General features: G+C 71.1%; 17 protein-coding genes. 13 read left to right on the forward strand and 4 right to left on the reverse strand.

Translation table 11 applies throughout. From position 1 onward, the window contains the following. Positions 1 to 3 precede the first annotated feature (3 nt). The 8 genes from RMN98_RS17485 to RMN98_RS17520 all read left to right on the forward strand — a co-directional run bounded on the left by RMN98_RS17485 (position 4) and on the right by RMN98_RS17520 (position 10,161). Positions 4 to 1,152 (forward strand): acyl-CoA dehydrogenase family protein, encoded by a 1,149-nt coding sequence (locus RMN98_RS17485; protein WP_309650095.1) that lies wholly within the window; start codon positions 4 to 6, stop codon positions 1,150 to 1,152. A 164-nt stretch (positions 1,153 to 1,316) separates the two neighbouring features. Next, positions 1,317 to 2,801, forward strand: coding sequence for an ABC transporter substrate-binding protein (locus RMN98_RS17490; protein ID WP_309650096.1), 1,485 nt, complete (start codon positions 1,317 to 1,319; stop codon positions 2,799 to 2,801). A 60-nt stretch (positions 2,802 to 2,861) separates the two neighbouring features. Further along, a complete protein-coding gene (locus tag RMN98_RS17495; protein ID WP_309650097.1) occupies positions 2,862 to 4,355 on the forward strand; it encodes an ABC transporter substrate-binding protein in 1,494 nt (497 codons plus the stop codon). Between the two features lie 3 nt (positions 4,356 to 4,358). Then, the gene (locus tag RMN98_RS17500; protein WP_309650098.1) at positions 4,359 to 6,374 is read left to right on the forward strand and encodes an ABC transporter permease; all 2,016 of its coding nucleotides are present in this window, start codon (positions 4,359 to 4,361) and stop codon (positions 6,372 to 6,374) included. Then, entirely contained in the window at positions 6,355 to 7,197 is an 843-nt protein-coding gene (locus RMN98_RS17505; protein ID WP_309650099.1) for an ABC transporter ATP-binding protein, read from the forward strand. Before RMN98_RS17500 ends, RMN98_RS17505 begins: the two co-directional genes overlap by 20 nt. Further along, the gene (locus tag RMN98_RS17510; RefSeq protein WP_309650100.1) at positions 7,194 to 7,901 is read left to right on the forward strand and encodes an ABC transporter ATP-binding protein; all 708 of its coding nucleotides are present in this window, start codon (positions 7,194 to 7,196) and stop codon (positions 7,899 to 7,901) included. The genes RMN98_RS17505 and RMN98_RS17510 overlap by 4 nt, the downstream gene beginning before the upstream one ends. Next, positions 7,898 to 9,592 (forward strand): hypothetical protein, encoded by a 1,695-nt coding sequence (locus tag RMN98_RS17515; protein ID WP_309650101.1) that lies wholly within the window; start codon positions 7,898 to 7,900, stop codon positions 9,590 to 9,592. Before RMN98_RS17510 ends, RMN98_RS17515 begins: the two co-directional genes overlap by 4 nt. A gap of 5 nt (positions 9,593 to 9,597) precedes the next feature. Then, positions 9,598 to 10,161: a hypothetical protein gene (locus RMN98_RS17520; protein ID WP_309650102.1), complete on the forward strand. Its 564-nt coding sequence runs from the start codon at positions 9,598 to 9,600 to the stop codon at positions 10,159 to 10,161. A gap of 63 nt (positions 10,162 to 10,224) precedes the next feature. Here the strand turns inward: RMN98_RS17520 and RMN98_RS17525 are convergent, their stop codons facing one another. From RMN98_RS17525 to soxR, 3 genes are read right to left on the reverse strand one after another with little or no spacing between them, the layout of a single operon-like run. Continuing rightward, positions 10,225 to 11,451 (reverse strand): DUF4032 domain-containing protein, encoded by a 1,227-nt coding sequence (locus RMN98_RS17525; protein ID WP_309650103.1) that lies wholly within the window; start codon positions 11,449 to 11,451, stop codon positions 10,225 to 10,227. A gap of 9 nt (positions 11,452 to 11,460) precedes the next feature. After that, positions 11,461 to 13,278, reverse strand: coding sequence for a glycoside hydrolase family 13 protein (locus RMN98_RS17530; protein ID WP_309650104.1), 1,818 nt, complete (start codon positions 13,276 to 13,278; stop codon positions 11,461 to 11,463). Then, the gene (gene soxR / locus RMN98_RS17535) at positions 13,275 to 13,706 is read right to left on the reverse strand and encodes a redox-sensitive transcriptional activator SoxR (RefSeq protein WP_309650105.1); all 432 of its coding nucleotides are present in this window, start codon (positions 13,704 to 13,706) and stop codon (positions 13,275 to 13,277) included. Before soxR ends, RMN98_RS17530 begins: the two co-directional genes overlap by 4 nt. A 96-nt stretch (positions 13,707 to 13,802) precedes the next feature. Here soxR and RMN98_RS17540 point away from each other — a divergent pair, with 96 nt between their 5' ends. Both RMN98_RS17540 and RMN98_RS17545 read left to right on the forward strand, forming a co-directional pair. Next, positions 13,803 to 14,270, forward strand: coding sequence for a nuclear transport factor 2 family protein (locus RMN98_RS17540; RefSeq protein WP_309650106.1), 468 nt, complete (start codon positions 13,803 to 13,805; stop codon positions 14,268 to 14,270). Beyond that, positions 14,267 to 15,010: an SDR family oxidoreductase gene (locus RMN98_RS17545; RefSeq protein ID WP_309650107.1), complete on the forward strand. Its 744-nt coding sequence runs from the start codon at positions 14,267 to 14,269 to the stop codon at positions 15,008 to 15,010. Before RMN98_RS17540 ends, RMN98_RS17545 begins: the two co-directional genes overlap by 4 nt. 1 nt (position 15,011) lies before the next feature. Here the strand turns inward: RMN98_RS17545 and RMN98_RS17550 are convergent, their stop codons facing one another. Continuing rightward, complete coding sequence (locus tag RMN98_RS17550) at positions 15,012 to 16,259, reverse strand: MFS transporter (protein WP_309650108.1); 1,248 nt, start codon at positions 16,257 to 16,259, stop codon at positions 15,012 to 15,014. An 82-nt stretch (positions 16,260 to 16,341) separates the two neighbouring features. Here RMN98_RS17550 and RMN98_RS17555 point away from each other — a divergent pair, with 82 nt between their 5' ends. From RMN98_RS17555 to RMN98_RS17565, 3 genes are all read left to right on the forward strand, one after another. Beyond that, positions 16,342 to 17,004 carry a thiamine pyrophosphate-dependent enzyme gene (locus RMN98_RS17555; protein WP_309650109.1) on the forward strand — a complete coding sequence of 221 codons (663 nt, stop codon included), beginning with the start codon at positions 16,342 to 16,344 and terminating at the stop codon, positions 17,002 to 17,004. Further along, positions 17,004 to 17,894, forward strand: a complete 891-nt coding sequence (locus tag RMN98_RS17560; protein ID WP_309650110.1) for a transketolase — start codon at positions 17,004 to 17,006, stop codon at positions 17,892 to 17,894. The genes RMN98_RS17555 and RMN98_RS17560 overlap by 1 nt, the downstream gene beginning before the upstream one ends. 144 nt (positions 17,895 to 18,038) lie before the next feature. Continuing rightward, complete coding sequence (locus RMN98_RS17565) at positions 18,039 to 18,356, forward strand: hypothetical protein (protein WP_309650111.1); 318 nt, start codon at positions 18,039 to 18,041, stop codon at positions 18,354 to 18,356. Positions 18,357 to 18,536 lie beyond the last annotated feature (180 nt).

The following is an 18,536-nucleotide window of genomic DNA, read 5'->3' on the forward strand; positions in this document are numbered from 1 at the left end:
GCCGTGCCGACCATCGTGGACCGCCTCCTGCCCGACGAGGACGCCGAGGCGTTGCTCGAGCTCACCCGCGACATCGCCCAGCGCGAGCTCGCCCCCCAGGTCGATGCCATGGAGGAAGCGGCGACGTTTCCCGCCGACGCCTACCGGCTGCTCGGCACGTCGGGCCTGTTGAGCCTGCCCTTCGCCGAGGAGCACGGGGGCGGCGAACAGCCCTACGAGGTCTACCTCCAGGTGATCGAGGAGATCGCGACCGCCTGGCCCAGTGTCGGTGTCGGCGCGAGCGTCCACTCGCTCACGGCCTCGGTGGTGGCGATGAACGCCGACGACGAGCAGCGGTCCACCTGGCTGCCGCGGATGCTGGCCGGAGACTGGCTGGGGGCCTACTGCCTCTCCGAGCCTCAGGCCGGTTCCGACGTGAGCGCGATCAGCACCAAGGCCGTCCGCGAGGGCGACCACTACGTCGTGACCGGCACGAAGCAGTGGATCAGCAACGGCTCGTGCGCCGACTACTACATCCTCTTCGCGCGCACCGGCGAGGACCCCAAGCGCGGGCTCTCGGCCTTCATCGTCCTCGCGGACACGCCGGGCATGACCTTCGGCGCGCCCGAGAAGAAGCTCGGGCTGCACTGTGACGTCACCACCCAGGTCCTCTTCGACGCAGCGCGGATCCCGGTGGAGCAGCGCATCGGGGCCGAGGGGGCCGGCATGAAGGTCGCGTTGTCCGCCCTCGACGCCGGCCGCCTCGGGATCGCTGCGGTCGCCACCGGCATCGCGCAGGCGGCCCTTGCCCACGCGGTCGCCTACGCGCGTGAGCGCACACAGTTCGGTCGGGCGATCGGGGAGTTCCAGGGGATGCAGTTCCTCCTGGCCGACATGGGCGCCGACGTCGAGCGGGCTCGGGCGACCTACCTCCACGCGGCACGGCTCAAGGACGCGGGCCGCCCCTTCTCCCGCCAGGCGAGCATCGCCAAGCTGACGGCCTCCGACGTCGCCATGCGCGTGACGACCGACGCCATCCAGGTCTTCGGCGGCAACGGCTACACCCGCGACTACCCGGTCGAGCGGCTCTTCCGCGACGCGAAGGTGACGCAGATCTTCGAGGGCACCAACCAGATCCAGCGCATGGTGATCGGGCGCGACCTGCTGGCCTGATCCCTTTTCCTGCGTGCGCGGAGGTCGTGCCGAGTGACCAGTCGGTAGAACTAGAACACGTTCCACTGACTGGACCAGCGCTGTGGCACGCGTCACCTTTGCGGCACGGTGTCGTTACTGAACTAGTACCTGTTCTAGTTTCGACCATGGGGAGTTGTTCCAGCGTGCCTGCAGTCCGTCGAACGCCTACCGCCCTCGTCTCGGGGGTGCTCGGCCTGTCGTTGCTCCTCGCCGGGTGCGGCTCCAACCTCGACCCCAACGAGGTCGCCGGCGCCAATGGCCAGGTCGTGGCCGCCGACGGCACGCTGGTCGACGGCACCGTCCCGGGCGCCACGACCGGGGGCACCACGGGAGGGACCACGGGCGGCACGACCGGGGGGACCACGGGCGGGACCACCGGCGGGACCACCGGCGGCACGACCGGCGGGACCGGCAGCACCGGAGGCTCCGGCACGGCGGCGCCCGGAGGTGGCTCCACGGAGCCGCCCGTCGCCGCGTCCGAGAAGGGCGCCTGCGAGGGCTTCAAGAACACGACTGGCGTCACCGACGACACCATCACCATCGGCAACGCCTCCGACATCTCCGGCCCGGTGCCGGGCCTCTTCGAGTCCAGCTCGGACGCCACCAAGGCGTTCGTCGCCTACTTCAATGCCTCGGTCCCCGACGGCATCTGCGGGCGCAAGCTCGCGTTGAAGACCTACGACAGCCGCACCGACGCCTCGGCCGACCAGCAGGCCTACACGGCCGCGTGCGACGAGGTCTTCGCCATGATCGGCTCGATGTCGGCCTTCGACTCCGGCGGCGCCCCGACCGCCCAGGCGTGTGGGCTCCCCGACATCCGCTCGGCGGCCGTGACAGGAGAGCGCAACGCCTGCTCCACCTGCTTCGGTGCCCAGTCGACCCAGACCGGCGAGGTGCAGAACAGCGTCGCGGACTTCGTGATCAAGAACTACCCCGACTCCGCCGACAACGCGGGCTTCCTCTACATCAATGCCGGGGCCGCCGCGCAGAACGCCACCAAGCAGGCCTCGGCCTGGGGCAAGCGCGGCCTCGGGTTCGACTACATCCAGGGCATCGACATCTCGGAGTTCAACTACGCCCCCTACGTCCAGCAGCTGAAGGACAAGGGCATCGAGGTCGTCTTCTGGACCGGTGCCTACCAACAGTCGGTGCGGCTGCGCCAGGCGATGCAGCAGCAGGGTTACGAGCCGAAGCTCTACCTGCGTGACCCCACCGACTACAACCCGGACTTCGTCTCGTCGGGCGGTGACGCGGTGGAGGGCACGGTGATCTTCACCAACTTCGTCCCGTTCGAGGAGGCCGCCTCGAGTCCTGAGATGACCAACTACATCAGCTATCTCAACCAGGTGAAGCCCGGCGCCAACCCCGACTTCTTCGGTGTCTTCTCGTGGTCGGCAGCGCGGCTCTTCGTGGAGCTCGCGACCAAGCTCGGCGGCAAGCTCAGCCGCGAGACCCTGCTGGCCGAGATCACGAAGACCGCCGGCTGGACCTCCGAGGGCCTGCACGCCCCCCAGGACGTCGGCCCCAAGCAGACCGGTGACTGCTGGCGCTACATCCAGCTGCGCGACGGCAAGTGGGTCCCGGTCGGCGGCACCAAGTACAGCTGCACCGGACTCACCCAGGGGTGACCTGCGTCACCTGCGGCCCGTTGGGTCGTTCTCATCGGTACCTAGCTCTCTGGAGGCATCATGGCTCGTCCGAGCCGAGACCGCACCGCCGGCGCCCGTCTGCTCGCCGTGGCGACGCTGACGCTCGCGCTGGCTGCCTGCGGCTCCCAGCTCGAGCCGGGTGACGTCAGCACCGCCGGCGGTACGACCGCGGTCGACGGGACGGTCCCCGGTGCCGGGGGCGCAGTGCCCGGGGCGACCGTGCCCGGCACGGATCCTGGAGCCCCCGTCGTCCCCGGCACGGACCCGGGCACGACGACGCCAGGTGGCTCGACGGGCGGCACCGGGGCGACGGGTGCCGACGCGGGCGGCGGCACCGAGGGCGGCAGCGCCGGCACCGGCGAGAACGCCCCGACGGGCACGACCGAGGCCGGCAGCTGCGAGGGCTTCGACAACGACCAGACCGGCGTCACCGCCGACACCATCACGATCGCCAACGCCAGCGACATCTCCGGACCGGTGCCGGGCATCTTCGAGTCCGCTCAGCTGGGCACCCGCGCCTTCGCGGCGTACTTCAACTCCACCGAGGAGCTGTGCGGCCACAAGCTGGAGGTGCTCGCGCTCGACAGCCGCGCCGACGCCGGGTCCGACCAGCAGGCCTACCAGCGGGCGTGCGACGAGTCCTTCGCCTCCGTGGGCTCCCAGTCGGCCTTCGACTTCGGTGGCGCCGGCACGGCACAGGCCTGCGGTCTGCCGGACCTGAGGGCCTACTCGCTCAGCACCGACCGCACCAACTGCACGACCTGCTACGCCGCCTACGGCGTGCGCCCGGGCCAGGTGCCCAACGCCATGCCGCAGTACTGGGTGAAGCAGGAGCCCGACGCCGTCGAGCACGTGGCGATGCTCTACGTCAACGCAGGCGCCGCCCCCGAGAACGCCTCCGCGTTCCGCAAGGCCTGGGAGGCCAACGGGTGGAACGTCGACATCTTCCAGGGCATCGACGTCTCCGAGTTCAACTACGCGCCCTACGTCCAGCAGATGAAGGACGCGGGCATCGAGTTCGTCAACTACATCGGCCCCTACCAGTTCACCGTCAAGCTCCAGCAGGCCATGGCCCAGCAGGGCTTCACGCCGAAGGTGTTCCTCCAGGACGCCACCATCTACGACGCCGCCTACGTCGAGCAGGCCGGCGAGCTCGGCAACGGGGTCTACGCCTACGCGCAGACCAACCTCTTCGACGACTTCTCCATCGCCGAGATGAAGCTCTACCGGGCGTGGCTGGACCAGGTCTCGCCGGGGGCGGAGCCCAACATCTACGGCGTCTACGCCTGGTCGGCGGCTCGTCTCTTCGTCGAGGAGGCCACCAAGCTCGGCGGCAAGCTCACCCGCAAGACCCTCCTCGCGGCCCTCGCCCAGGTCCGTGACTGGACCGCCAACGGCATGCACGTCCCGCAGGACGTGGGTGCCAAGACGACGGCCAACTGTGCCTCGATCATCCAGCTCGACGGCGGCACCTGGTCCAAGGTGTCCCCGGGCGAGTTCCTCTGCGGCTCTATGTCGAACCTAGGGAGCTGACCCATGAGCTCGTTCATCTCGTTCACGATCTTCGGTCTGGTGTCGGGGGCGGCGTATGCGATCGCTGCGTCGGGCCTGGTGCTGACCTACACGACGACGCGGGTGTTCAACATCGCCCACGGCGCCTTCGGGATGGTGCTGGCGTTCGTGTTCTGGGACTTCTCCGAGCGTCAGGGCCTGCCGTTGTGGTTCTCGCTGGTGCTGGTGCTGCTCGTGGTGGCGCCGGCAGCGGGGTGGTTCGTGTCGCGTTTCGTGACGAAGGGCCTGGGCGAGGCGCCGGTGTCGTCGTCGCTGGTGGTCACGGTGGGCCTGTTCGTGGGGTTGATCGGGCTGGCGCAGCAGATCTGGCCCCCGGAGGCGCGGTTCGTGCCGCCGTTCTTCCCCGAGACGAGCTTCCAGCTGGGCGACACGTTCGTCACCGCGCACCAGCTGATCACGATCCTGTCCTCGATCGTGGTCGCGGTGCTGCTCTACCTGTTGTTGAACCGCACGCGGATCGGCACCGCGATGCGCGCGTCCGTGGACAACCCGGAGCTGTTGAAGCTCTTCGGTGGCCGCCCCGAGCGGGTCGCGTCGCTCTCGTGGGCGATCGGTATCTCCTTGGCGGGCCTGGGCGGGGTGCTGCTGGTCTCCGTGGTCGGCCTCGACTACTACGCACTGACGTTGCTGGTCATCAACGCCTACGCAGCGGCGATGCTGGGCCGGTTGAAGAGCCTGCCGCTGACGTTCGTGGGCGCGATGGGCCTGGGGCTGCTGACGTCGTACGCCTCTGCCTACCTGCCCACCGAAGGCCTGCTCAACAGCGTGCGCAACGTGGTCCCGGCGCTGTTCCTGTTCGCGGTGATCATCATCCTTCCCCAGGCCCAGCTGCGGATCGGGCAGGTCAAGGGCATCGTGTCCGCCCCGCTGCCCTCGCTGGGCAAGGCCGTCGGGTGGGGCCTGGGCCTGCTCGCGTTCGTGGGTCTGCTCGCCGGGACGTCCTCGCAGGCCAACCTGCTGCTGGTCGGCACCGCGGCGACGTACGCGATCGTGATGCTGTCGCTGGTGCTGCTCACCGGCTATGGCGGGCACGTGTCGCTGGCCCAGCTGACGTTCGCCGGGGTCGGTGCGCTGGCCTACGCCAAGCTCGAGCAACCCAATCTCTACGGACTGGTGCTGTCCGCGCTGATCGCGGCCGCGGTCGGCGGACTGGTCGCGCTTCCGGTGCTGCGCCTCACGGGTCTGTACCTCGCGCTGTCGACGCTCGCGTTCGCCTCGATCATGGACAAGATGATCTTCCAGGCCGACTTCGCGTTCGGCTTCAACGGCACCCTTCCTGCCGGGCGGCTCTCGATCCTGGGCACCGCGATCACGAGCACCGGTGGCTACGTCTTCGCGATGTCGGTGTTCCTGGTGCTGGTCGCGTGGGGCCTGCTGCTCCTGCGTCGTGGGGTGCTGGGGCGGATGCTGATCGCGATGCGCGACAGTCCCGCCGCGTGCGGCACCCTGGGGTTGGACATGCGGTGGTTCCGCGTGGGTCTCTTCGGGATGTCTGCGGGGATCGCTGGCCTGGCGGGGGCGTTGTTCGCCGGCCTGAGGGGCACGATCGGGTCCGCGGACTTCCAGTCGTTCAACTCGTTGCCGCTGCTGCTGCTCGCGGTCGTCTTCGGGGTCACCTCGGTCACCGGCGCGGTGCTCGGTGGGACCGGGCTGATGCTGCTGCCGGTGCTGTCCTCGGGGGACCCGCAGCTGGGTGGGCTGCTCTTCGCGCTCATCGGGTTCGGTGCGGTCTTCGCGGGCCGTGACCCCAACGGCCTGGCCAACCTGATCTTCCGCGGCGGGCGCCTGGTCGAGTCCCGGGTCGCACCCCAGGTGATGTCCAGGCTGCCGGACCTGCCCGGACGCGGCGGTCGCCGCCGCGCCGACGGCGACTCACCCGGCGACGGCAGCGTCGAGGTGCCCCTCTCACAGCTCACCAACGAACCTGCACCGGTCGAGGACCAGAAGGAGGTGGGGGCCCATGTCGCTGCTCGAGGTTGATGACGTCGTCGTCCAGTTCGGTGGGGTCACCGCGGTGAACCACGCGAGCTTCGTGGCCGAGGCGGGCCGGATCACCGGCCTGATCGGTCCCAACGGGGCCGGCAAGACCACGTGCTTCAACGTGATCAGCGGTCTGCAGAAGCCCACCAAGGGCAAGGTCCGCTTCGACTCCAAGACCGTGACGAACATGCCGGTCCACCGCCGCTCCAAGCGGGGGATGGGTCGCACGTTCCAGCGACTGGAGGCGTTCGGGTCGCTGACGGTGCGGGAGAACGTGCGGGTCGCGCTCGACATCCATCGGGGCCTGCTGGGCCTGGTGAAGCCGGGTGCGGCGGACATCGACGCACTCCTGGAGCGGGTCGGGATCTCGGCCTACGCCGGCGAGCGGGCAGACTCGATCCCCACCGGGACGGCGCGGCTCCTGGAGCTCGCACGGTGCCTGGCGGGGGAGCCGAAGCTGCTGCTGTTGGACGAGCCGTCCTCGGGGCTGGACGAGTCGGAGACCGACGCGTTCGGTGACCTCCTCAAGGACCTCGCCGCCGGTGGCTGCGGGATCCTCATGGTCGAGCACGACATGGACCTCGTGATGGCGGTGTGCGACGAGATCCACGTCCTCGACTTCGGGTCCGTGATCGCCTCCGGGCTCCCGGCCGACATCCGCAACGACCCCAAGGTCCAGAAGGCCTACCTCGGCTACTCCGACGAGGCCCCCGACGAGTCGGCCGCGCTGGCCGGCATGCACCACGACCCCGCCCTGCACGACAGCACCCACGACACGACGGTGCTGCCCGTCGTACCCGACGAGATCGGAGCGGTGCGATGAGTGTCCCGATCCTGGAGGTCATCGGCCTCACCGCGGCCTACGGCCGGATCGAGGTCCTGCGTGGGGTGGACCTCGCGGTGCCGAAGGGGGCGGTGATGGCGTTGCTGGGCCCCAACGGCGCGGGGAAGTCGACGCTGACGAAGGTCATCTGTGGGCAGAAGAAGGCCACCGGTGGCGACATCCACCTGGGTGGGGTCAACGTCCGCAACGCCTCACCCGAGGAGCTCGCCCGGCTGGGGCTGTGCACCGTGCCCGAAGGGCGCTCGGTGTTCCCGAACCTCACGGTCCAGGAGAACCTCACGCTGATGTCGTACGCCGGGGTGCCGGCCGAGGCGGTCCTGGAGACCGCGTTCTCCTACTTCCCGCGTTTGCTGGAGCGCAAGGGCCAGCTGGCGGGGACGATGTCGGGTGGTGAGCAGCAGATGCTCGCGATGTCGCGAGCGTTGGCCTCGGACCCGGCGTTGTTGCTGCTCGACGAGCTCTCGATGGGGCTCGCGCCGTTGATCGTGGACGAGCTCTACGACACCGTCGCGCAGATCGCCGCCTCGGGGGTGTCGATCCTGTGCATCGAGCAGTTCGCGAGGACGGCGCTGCGGGTCTCGGACTATGCCGCTGTCATGTCGGGTGGTCGCGTCGTCGCGACCGGTGAGCCCGACGAAATCATGGAAACCATGCAGGACGTCATCCTCGGAGGTGCCGCATGAAGCGGCAGTCACACCACACCCAGTCCCACACCCGTGCGCGGGCCTACGTCCTGCCGCTCGCGGCCGCAGCCCTGGTCGGCGCGATGCTGCCGATCACGAACGGGTCCGCGGTGGCTTCCCCCGCGCCCGCCGGTGCGGAGGAGGGCGAGCCCGCGTTCACCGGCTTCAGCGGTGAGGCGGTCGGCACCCCGGTCGAGATCGAGATCTACGAGCCGTCGATCCCGATCCCCTCGACCCCGCAGGCGGAGTTCCTCTTCGGCTACTCCCGCGTCGAGGCCGACTCGTCCAGCTCGGCCGGTCGCGCGAGCTACCTGTGGCCCGGCGACTCGCTGGGCGAGGGGGCCAAGACCGTCTTCGAGAACCTCGGGCTCCCGCCGGAGATCTCCGGGCCGATCGCGGCCCAGGGCTATCCCTTCCAGGTCAACTCCAACTTCCCCTCCGGCGAGGAGTTCGCCTCCGACGAGCCCTTCCCCGGCGTCGTGCAGCGCACGGGCGCGGCCGACGGCAAGGTCTACGCCGACATGGCCTACTCCTCCGACTGCCAGGCCCAGGACCCCGACGACGGCGGCGGTGGCGGCACGCCGGGACTGCCGGGCCTGCCCGGGCTCGCCGGTCTGCCGGGACTCGCGGGGATCACCAGCGCGTTGACGGGCTCGGGTGCGTCCGGACGGACGCCGGCCCGGGGTGGCTCGGTTCAGGCGGCCGGGGAGGAGACACCGTGCCAGTTCCCCGCGGAGCTCGCGGCCCTCGTCGACGTCGGTGGCTACACCTCGACCAGCAGCATCGTCGACGATGCGACGCAGGTCCGCAGCGTCAACCGTGCCGTCCTGAGTGACATCAGCCTGCTCGGTGGCGTGGTGCAGATCAGCTCGATCCAGGCTCGGTCGGTCTCGACCAGCAACGGCAAGACCAGTGACGCCGACGGCGGCGCCTCCTACGGCGTGATCACCGTCGCCGGACAGAAGTTCCGCTTCGGCCCGGACGGGTTCGAGGCCGCCGGACAGTCCCAGGGTGCGCCCGAGACACCGGCCGAGATCGCCGCCGCGCTGGAGGAGCTGGGCCTGACCATCACGCTGCCCAAGCCCGAGAACCAGGCCAAGGGCGGCAAGGCCACCAGCAAGGTCGTGGGCATGAGCGTCGAGGTCGACCTCAAGACCCTCAACATGGTCCTGACCCAGCTGCCGCTCTCCGACATCTTCATCGAGCTGCCCGACGACCTCGGTCCGATCAAGAGCGCGCTGCTCTCCGCGGCCAACCTCGCCTCCCGGGTCGTGGTCAACCTCGGTGTCGCCGAGAGCGGCGTCGAGACCGTCCAGGGCATCGACATCCCCGTGCCTCCGACCCCGGAGCCCGAGGAGGAGACCGAGGAGGAGGCGGAGGCCGGTGGTGGCGCAGGTGGCAACACCTCGGGCGGCGCGACCGGCTCGAGTGCCGGCGTACCTCCCTCGAGCGCCCCGGCCGCGCCCGGCGGCGACGTCGCACCCGCAGCGGGTGAGCTGCCCGCCGACGCAGCACTGGCCGCGGGCCTGCCCAAGCTGTTCTCCATCCCCGGTGTCCTGCTCTTCGGGGGGCTCGCGCTCGCGACGGTCCTGGGCTCCTACATGCGCAAGATGGGCGCCCTCGCCCTCGGCGGCGGCGCCGCCTGTCCCCACGGCCTCGACAGCGGCCTGCCCGACCTGAGAAAGGCCTGACCACCATGAGCACCACGACGAGCACTCCCGCGAGCGGGGCCCGCACCGGCGCCCTGCCCTCCGACCTCCCCCGCGCGGGATCACGCGGCGGGTCGGGGGCGGCGCCGCTGAAGAACAACTACTCCTCGCTGCTGCAGGTCGTGCTGTTCTGGCTCGGCGCGATCCTGATGCCCACCGGCATCATCGTGATCCTGCTCGGCTACTACGGCGTGGCCAACGCGGCCTTCGAGTTCGACCGCGAGGCCTACTCCTACTCCGGCGGGTTCCTCGGCCTCGCGCTCACCTTCAGCGGTGGGTTCCTCTACTTCGGCGCCTGGCTGGCCCGCATCGCCGAGGACAACCGGGAGTCCTCCAAGCGACTCGCCGACACCCTGCTCGTCCTGGCCGACGTCACCTCACGCTCCGCGGCCATCAACGACAACGGCGTCGACGTCTCGGCCCTGCCCGTCGTCGCCGGCACCGGCACCACCATCCACCGCCGCGACTGCGCCCTCATCGCCCACCGCGACGACCTGCGCCCCGCCGGCGACACCCCCGGCCTCACCGCCTGCCGCGTCTGCAAGCCGTAAGCGGGGATAGTGCGGGACGTTTTCGACCTCGCTGGCTGCGCAGCAGGTCGAAAAAGTCCCGCACTATCCCTCGGGGGCGTCGGCCGAGGTGACGGCGACCGCCTCGTCGGGGCGGTGCTTGAGCACGGTCTCGAGGTAGTCGGCGGCGGTGTCGAAGATGCTGACCTCGCGACCGGCGCGCTCGGAGAGGTACCACCGGTGGACCAGGATCTCGTGGAAAATCTCGGCCGGCTCCAGCTTGCCGCGGCCCTCGGCCGGCACCATCGCGATGATCGGCTCGTAGATCCGGGTCAGCCACCGGTTGGCGACCAGCGTGCGGTCCTCGCGGCCGAGGTCGAAGTGGGCGGTGAAGGACGCCAGGTCGTTGAGCAGCCGGCGGGCCTGGGCGTCCTCGACGTGCAGGCCGGTGAGGGCCTGGAGCTCGCGCTGGTGGTGGCCCAGCTCGACGACCTTGGGCTGGATGCGCACCCGGTCGCCGTCGAAGTCGGTGACGATGTCGAGCTCCTCGACGTCGAAGCCGAGGTCGTTGAGCCGCTCGACGCGCCGCTCGATGCGCCACAGCTCGCCCGCGCCGAACTCCTCCTCGGCGGTGAGCTCGTCCCACAGCAGGTGGTAGCGGTCGGCCAGGAGGGTGACGATGTCGTGGGCCTCGAGCTCGTGGGTGAGGGAGTCGCTGGCCTGGAGGTCGAGGAGCTCGGCGAAGACGTTCTCCGTGGCGATGGTGAGGTCGTACTCCCGCATCCTGGCTGACAACGTCGGCTTCAGCTCGCCGGTCTCCGCGTCGACGAGGTAGGCCGCGAACCCGCCCGCGCTGCGGCGGAAGAGCACGTTGGACAGCGACACGTCGCCCCAGAAGAAGTCGGCCAGGTGCAGGCGCACGAGCAGGACGACGAGCGCATCGACGAGCGAGGGGACGTTGTCGGCGCTGAGCCCGTGGGCGAAGAGGCTGCGGTAGGGCAGTGAGAAGCGCAGGTGCTCGGTCAGGAGCGCTGCCGGCAGCTCCTCCCCGCCGGGGTCCACCCGGCCGGTCACCACGCCCTGCGGCACCACGGCGGGCAGGCCCATGCGTTGGAGGTCACGGAGCAGGCGGTACTCCCGGAAGGCAATGTCGTCGACGGTCTCCTTCACCGCGTAGGTGCGCTCGCCGAGGCGGATGATCCGCACGACGTGGCGCGACAGGCCGCGCGGGAGCGGCACGACGTGGTCGTCGGTCCAGTCCTCCAGCGGCGTCGACCAGGGCAGTCCGAGGAGCGCGGGGTCGGGCCGGTTGGCCACGATGTGGAGCGCCATGGCGCCAGGCTAGTGGTCCGGCTCCTCCACCACGGCCCAGACCGTGACGCCGGGTCCGCTCGCGAACGGGCCGACCGGCTCCTCGGTCGAGACCAGGGGCTCACCGAGCACCAGCGGCAGGTCGACCGCCGGGCCGCCCGCCCGACGCGCCACGACGAGCACCGACCCGTCCGGGTGCTCGCGCAGGAACATCAGCGCGTCGTCGTCGATGTGGGCCCAGCGCAGGCCACCTCGCCGCAGGGCGACGTGGGCGGAGCGCGCTGCCGCGAGGGCGGCGTACGTCGCCAGCGTGGTGTGGTCCCACGTCTCCGGGCGGTGCCAGGGCATCGTGCGCCGCGCGTCCTCGCCGAGCACGCCCTCGAGACCGATCTCGTCGCCGGCGAAGACCATCGGCACACCGGGCAGGGTGAACTGGAGCCCCGCCGCGACCCGGTGCTGCACGGGGTCGCCGACGACCGTGCGGATGCGGGCGCTGTCGTGGGAGCCGAGGATGTTCCAGGACGCACAGGTGGCCCGCCAGCCGTAGCGGCCACCCCACTCGTCGAGGCTGCGGCGCACGGCGGGCCCACCGCGCCGCGGCACGGGCACGGGCCGCCCGAAGGGACGCGCGGGGGAGTCGGGGTCGCGCAACCAGGACCACACCGGCCACGAGAAGCCGGAGTAGTTCATGGTGCCGTGCCACCCGTCGCCGGGCAGGTCGGTGGAGGCGTCGTGGTTGTGCTCCCCGATGACCAGCGCGTCGGGGCGCTCGGCCCGGGCCGTGCGGCGCAGGCCACGGGCGACCTCGTGGTTGACGTCGAGGTCGGCGAGGCGGCCGGTCATGTTGGCGACGTCGATGCGCCAGCCGTCGACGTCGAAGGGCGGCCGCAGCCAGCGGGCCACGACGCTGTCGGGTCCCTCGGTCATCGCCGAGCGCAGGTCGGCGTCGGCGTGGTTGAGCTTGGGCAGGGTGTGGTGGCCCATCCAGGACTCGTAGTCGCCGTGCGCACCGAAGTGGTACCAGCTGCGGGTCGGTGCGTCCTCGTCGGCGACGGCGAGGTGGAACCACTCGTGGGTGTCGCCGGTGTGGTTGGTCGTGAGGTCGCCGAGCAGCCGCCAGCCGCGTGCGTGGACGGCGGTGCTGAGCCGGGCGTAGGCCTCGTCGCCGCCGAGCAGCGGGTCGACCCCGTCGAAGGTGGAGGCGTTGTAGCGGTGGTTGCTCTCGCCGGGGAAGACCGGGGTCGTGTAGAGGATCGTCGCGCCGACCTGCGCCACGTGGTCGAGGTGCTCGACGACGCCGTCGAGGTCGCCGCCGAAGAACTGGATCGGGGTGCGCGGGTCGCCGGGCTCGAACGCGACCTCGTCGTCCCACTCCGCCGGGACGGCCCAGTCGGGGGTGGGCCGCGCGTCGGCGGCCGCGGAGCGGGCGAAGCGGTCGGGGAAGACCTGGTAGACGACGCCGTCTCGGCCCCAGTCGGGCGGTGCGTCGTGGGAGGTGAGCCGGAAGTCGAACGCATCGGGGCCGTCGTGCTCGACGACGCCCGCCGCGGTCACCCACCGCTGGGCCGCGGCACGGCCGGTGCCGTGGGCCAGCAGGAAGCGGTAGTGGGTGACCGGGTTGTGGAGCGGCAGCTCCCCGGCCCACCACACCGTGTCGCCGGCCCGTTCCTCGATGCGGCATGGGTGGAAGACCGGCTCGGCGTCGTACGTCGTGCGGATCCAGACCGCCTCGACGGGGTCGTCGGCGTGGGTGCGCAGCCGCACCGTGACGAGCGAGCCTGGGCGCGGGTGCTCGTCGGCGACGTAGAGGGGGGAGCCGTCGTGGTGCGGCTCGTGCAGGAGGCTCACGGCTCCAGCCTGACAGCACCCGTGCCGTGCTCCGCAGCCTCGTCCCCCGGGTTGTGGAGCGCGCAGCTGCGCAGGCTCAGGCAGCCGCACCCGATGCACCCGTCGAGGCGCTCGCGCAGGAGCTCGATGCGGCGGATCTGCTCGTCGAGCCGGGGGCGCCAGGCCTTGCTCAGCCGGTGCCAGTCGGCCTTGGTCGGGGAGCGTCCGTCGGGCAGCGTCGCCAGCGCCTCGGCGACCTCGTCGAGGGTCAGCCCGACCCGCTGAGCGGCGCGGATGAAGGCCACGCGGCGCAGCTCGGACTGTTCGTAGCGGCGTTGGTTGCCCGTCGTGCGGCGGGAGTGGACCAGGCCGCGCGACTCGTAGAAGCGGATGGTGCTCGTGGCGACCCCGGAGCGCTCCGCAAGGTGGCCGATCGTCAGCTCAGGCACCGCTCCAGCCTGGCGGGACCTCAAGGGGACTTCAAGTCGGACGGTGGTCCGCAACGGATCTAGAACACGTTCTAGTTGCCTGGTAGGGTCCGGCGGGTGCCCTTCAGTGACGGAGACCGGATCCGCAGCCTCCTGGGCACCTACTGCCACCTCATCGACGCCGGTGACGTCGCGGGCATCGGGCGACTGATGGCCGACGCGACGCTGCGCACGCTGGACGGCACCACGATCGCGACGGGGTCCGACGAGGTCGCCGGGCTCTATGCCGGGCTGGTCGTGATGCACGACAACGGCACGCCGGGCACCCAGCACGTCGTGGCCAACACCGCCTTCGAGGAGTCGGCACCCGACGGATCCGTGACGGCCCGCTCGTCCTACGTCGTGCTGCAGGCGGTGCCGGACCTGCCGCTCCAGCCGATCGTCACCGGCACCTACGTGGACACCTTCGACCAGGACGAGTCGGGCCGGTGGCGCTTCCGCGAGCGCCGCTTCGGGATCGGCCTCCAGGGCACCCTCGCCCGCCACCTCACCGCACCTCCGACCGCACCAGGAGCCACCGCATGAACCAGACCCCCACCGTCGCGCCCGGCACCGAACAGCGCGTCGTCGTGATCACCGGCGCCGCGTCCGGGATCGGCTTCGCGACCGCGGAGCTCTTCCGCGACCTCGGTGACGTGGTCTACGGCCTGGACGTCAACGCGACCGTCCCCGAGGGCGTCGCCTACGTCGAGTGCAACGTCGGGTCCAAGGCGTCGGTGGACGCCGCGATCGCGCGCTGCGCCGAGCACGGTCGCATCGACGTGCTCGCCAACGTCGCCGGCATCGTGCAGTTCGGGCGGTTCGAGCAGATCACCGAGGAGGAGTACGACCGCGTCCAGGCCGTCGACCTCAAGGGGCCGTTCCTCCTGATGCAGGCGGCGATGCCGCACCTCAAGGCGTGCACCGGCAACATCGTCAACGTCTCCTCCGTGGCGGGCAACGTCGCCCAGCCCTACGCGACGGCGTACGCCGCGGCGAAGGGCGGGCTGACCCAGCTGACGAAGGCGCTGGCCCTCGAGCTGTCCCCCGACAACATCCGGGTCAACGCGATCTGCCCTGGCACGGTCGACACCCCGATCGTGTCCCACGTGGCCAGCATCTTCCCGCCCGACCTCGACGCCCGCGTCTCCGACCGGCTGCTGATGATGCTGCCCGGTCGGGCGATCTCGCCGGCCGAGATCGGCTCGGCGATCGTCTACCTCGCCTCGAAGGACGCCCGGATGATCACCGGGTCGGTGCTCGCCTTCGACGGCGGCATGAGCTGACTCAGCGAGCCGGCAGCTGGTCCTCGACGTAGGCCGGACGACCGACCGCCAGGCCCACCAGGAGCAACGGCACGCACAGCCCGATCAGCACCAGCAGCGGCACGGTCCACCCGCCCGTCAGGTCGTGCAGCAGCCCGATGCCGAAGGGGCCCACGGCGGCCAGCAGGTAGCCCACCGACTGGGTGAAGCCCGACAGCGCGGCCGTGCCGGCGGGGGTGCGCGAGCGCAGCCCGATCTGCGTGAGGATCAACGGGAACGTCGTCGTGCCGGTGCCGATCAGCACCGCCCAGACCCAGGCCCCGTCGTAGGGCGCGAGGATCATGCCGGTGTAGCCGACCGGGTAGCACAGGACCACGGCCCACACGATCGGGCGCTGGTCGGCCCTCCGGGCCGCGAGGGTCGGGATGACGAAGGAGAGCGGGATGCTCACCCCGGTGATGACGCCCAGCAGGAGACCGGCGGTCGCGGCGGAGTGGCCGGCGTCGCGGAAGATCGCGGGGAACCAGCCGAAGATCGCGTAGGCCTGGAGCGACTGGAGGCCGAAGAAGAGCGCCATCAGCAGCCCGATCCGGGTGCGGGCGACAGCCGCGAGCCCGACCGCGACGTGACCGGGTCCCGGGTCCTCGTCGCTGCGCCGGTCGTGGCCGTGGCGCACCAGGGCGATCCAGGGCAGCGCCGCGACGGCGGCCGTGAGCGCCCAGACGGCCAACCCGTCACGCCAGTCGCCAGCGGTCTCGCTGATCGGGACGGTGGCCACCGACGCCAGGGTCAGCCCGCAGGCGAGCGCCGTCGAGTAGAGCGAGGTGAGCAGACCGACCCGGTCGGGGAAGTGCGCCTTGACCAAGGAGGGCAGGAGCACGTTGGCGGTCGCCATGCCGCCCAGGGCCAGCAGCGACAGGGCCAGGAACGGCATGACGGCGTCGGCCCGGCTTCGGCCCCAGAGCCCGACGACGACGCCGGCGAGGGCCAGCAGCGTGAGGCGGTGGCTGCCGACCAGGCGGGCGATGCGCGGGGCGAGCGCACCGAAGACCGCGAACGCGAGCACCGGCAACGACGTGAGGATCCCGGCCTCCGTGCCCGACATGTCGAGCCCGGCGCGGATCTCGTCGAGCACCGGCCCGACACTCACCGCGGCCGGTCGCAGGTTGAAGGCGAGCGCGACGATCCCGACCAGGACGAGGCCGCGCGAGGCGAGGCTGCGCGGGGCGAGGCCGCGCGACGCGAGAGAGGAGTGGGGGCCCGAGGTCACCGATGCAGTGTTCCAGGCGGCTCGTGGATGGCCGCACGCGAGGCCTTGACCTCAACCTCGCTTGAAGTTGCACGGTGGTCTCATGACACGGACCACGAGCCTGATGAGCCTGATGACGGGCGACGCGAAGCACTCGTCCGCCGCCACCTCGACCCTCGACGTCCTGCGTGTCCTCTACGAGCGCGTCCTCGACGTCACGCCCGCGACGGTGTCCGATCCCCACCGCGACCGCTTCTACCTCTCCAAGGGCCACGGGCCGATGGCCTACTACGCCGTGCTGGCCGAGCAGGGCTTCGTGCCCGACTCCTGGCTGTCCGACTGGGGCACCTACGACTCGCCGCTCGGCCACCACCCCGACCGCAACCTGGTGCCCGGGGTCGAGATCTCGTCGGGCTCGTTGGGCCACGGCCTGCCGCTCGCGGTCGGCACGGCCCTCGGTCTGCGCGCGCAGGGCATCGGTGCCCGGGTCGTGGTGCTGGTCGGCGACGCCGAGCTGGACGAGGGCTCGAACCACGAGGCGATCGCGCTCGCGGCCGCGCTCGGGCTGGCGGCGCTGACGGTGGTGGTGATCGACAACGGCTCGGCGTCGTACGCCGTCCCGGGGCGCATCGAGGCCCGTTTCGCCGTGGAGGGCTGGCACGCCACCGCGGTCGACGGGCGTGACCACGACCTCCTGGAGATGGCGCTGTCGCACCGCGAGGTCGACCGGCCCACCGCGGTCATCGCCACGGTGGAGGGCCAGTGATGGACGCGCGCAGCCAGTTCGCCCGGACCACCGCGCACCTCGTCGACGACGACCCGACGGTCGCGGCGGTCTACGCCGAGATCTCCGGGCAGCTCCTCGCCGACGTCGAGCGGCGCCACCCCGACCGGGTCGTCAACGTCGGCATCCGTGAGCAGCTCCTCGTCAGCATCGGTGCGGGGATGGCCCTGGCCGGGCTGCGACCGGTCGTGCACACCTTCGGCTCGTTCCTGGTCGAGCGCGCCTTCGAGCAGGTCAAGCTCGACTTCGGCCACCAGGCCGTCGGGGGAGTGCTGGTCGGCTCGGCCGGCTCCTTCGACATCGCCGCCGGTGGCCGGACCCACCAGTCGCCCGGTGACCTTGCCCTGCTCGACACGCTCCCCGCCATCTCCCTGCACGCGCCGGGCAACGCAGCCGAGACGGACACGACCCTCCGCGCGGTCGTGGCGGGATCGGGCCTGCACTACGTCCGGGTCGTGGGGCAGGCCAACGCTCTCACGCACCCCTTCGCGCCCGGCCGCTTCCACGTGGTACGACGAGGCGCCGGCGCCACGGTCATCGCGCTCGGCCCGGTGCTCGACGCCGTGCTGGCCGCGAGCGCCGGGCGCGACGTGACGGTGCTCTACGCCAGCACCGTGCGGCCCTTCGACGCCCGCGGCCTGCGCTCGGTCCTCGGCTCGAGCGACGTCGTGCTGGTGGAGCCCTGGCTGGCAGGGACGTCCGCTCGGCACGTGGCGGACGCCCTGCGCGACGTGCCGCACCGGCTTCTGGCGCTCGGGGTCGCCCGCGAGGAGCACCGCCACTACGGCACGGCCGAGCAGCACGTGGCCGCGCACGGTCTGGACGCGGCCGGCATCGCCCGCTCGCTGTCCGGCTTCCTCTCACCGACATGACCCCGGAACTCCCCACTCGGGCTATGGCGCCACATCACCCGCGCTCCTAGTGGCCGCTCGGTCCGCTTCGTCGAGACCGGCGCGGCAGGGATCAGCCGCGTCATCGGCACCAGCGACGACCCGAGCGGCTCGCCGCCGTTCACGGTGTCCGACGGGCTCCCCATCTCGACCACGACCGTCGCGACCTTCACCGCGCCGGGCTACGTGCTCCCGACGAAGCCGACCAAGCTCAGGCTCGCCGTCGATGCGAAGTCGCGGCTCACGGTGACGTGGGCGGGCTCGCGGGCCCAGCAGTGGTTGGTCTACGCCGTGGTCGAGGACGGGCGGCGGGTGCAGCTCAGCACTACTGGACGCAAGGTCGTGCTCCCGGCGGTCGGGCGGCGCGAGAAGGTCCGGATCACCGTCTACGGCGGCGACCGCCTGGGCCGCGAGGGGCCGGCTGCCAGCGCGAAGCGTCCGTGAGGGGTGCCGGGATCTGGTCGTGTGCCGCAGAGCGCGCTCGAGCGCTGTGTGAAGGCTCAGGACATCGCGGACACATTAAGTCTCAAGACATCGCGGACACCTGATCGGCTGTGTGGCCCTGGTTGGACGAGCCTGGGGCATGGCCAAGGATGGAGTGCCGGTGTCTCCGGAGTTCGCAGC

It is taken from the genome of Nocardioides sp., assembly GCF_031397825.1.
GTDB lineage: Bacteria > Actinomycetota > Actinomycetes > Propionibacteriales > Nocardioidaceae > Nocardioides.

What these genes read in the sequence shown, in the direction of transcription:
- RMN98_RS17500 (WP_309650098.1), top strand. Translation starts at nt 4,359, where the DNA reads ATGAGCTCGTTCATCTCGTTCACGATCTTCGGTCTGGTGTCGGGGGCG.
- RMN98_RS17510 (WP_309650100.1), top strand. Translation starts at nt 7,194, where the DNA reads ATGAGTGTCCCGATCCTGGAGGTCATCGGCCTCACCGCGGCCTACGGC.
- RMN98_RS17525 (WP_309650103.1), bottom strand. Translation starts at nt 11,451, where the DNA reads ATGGCGCTCCACATCGTGGCCAACCGGCCCGACCCCGCGCTCCTCGGA.
- RMN98_RS17555 (WP_309650109.1), top strand. Translation starts at nt 16,342, where the DNA reads ATGACACGGACCACGAGCCTGATGAGCCTGATGACGGGCGACGCGAAG.
- RMN98_RS17545 (WP_309650107.1), top strand. Translation starts at nt 14,267, where the DNA reads ATGAACCAGACCCCCACCGTCGCGCCCGGCACCGAACAGCGCGTCGTC.
- RMN98_RS17495 (WP_309650097.1), top strand. Translation starts at nt 2,862, where the DNA reads ATGGCTCGTCCGAGCCGAGACCGCACCGCCGGCGCCCGTCTGCTCGCC.
- RMN98_RS17560 (WP_309650110.1), top strand. Translation starts at nt 17,004, where the DNA reads ATGGACGCGCGCAGCCAGTTCGCCCGGACCACCGCGCACCTCGTCGAC.
- RMN98_RS17505 (WP_309650099.1), top strand. Translation starts at nt 6,355, where the DNA reads ATGTCGCTGCTCGAGGTTGATGACGTCGTCGTCCAGTTCGGTGGGGTC.
- RMN98_RS17520 (WP_309650102.1), top strand. Translation starts at nt 9,598, where the DNA reads ATGAGCACCACGACGAGCACTCCCGCGAGCGGGGCCCGCACCGGCGCC.
- RMN98_RS17515 (WP_309650101.1), top strand. Translation starts at nt 7,898, where the DNA reads ATGAAGCGGCAGTCACACCACACCCAGTCCCACACCCGTGCGCGGGCC.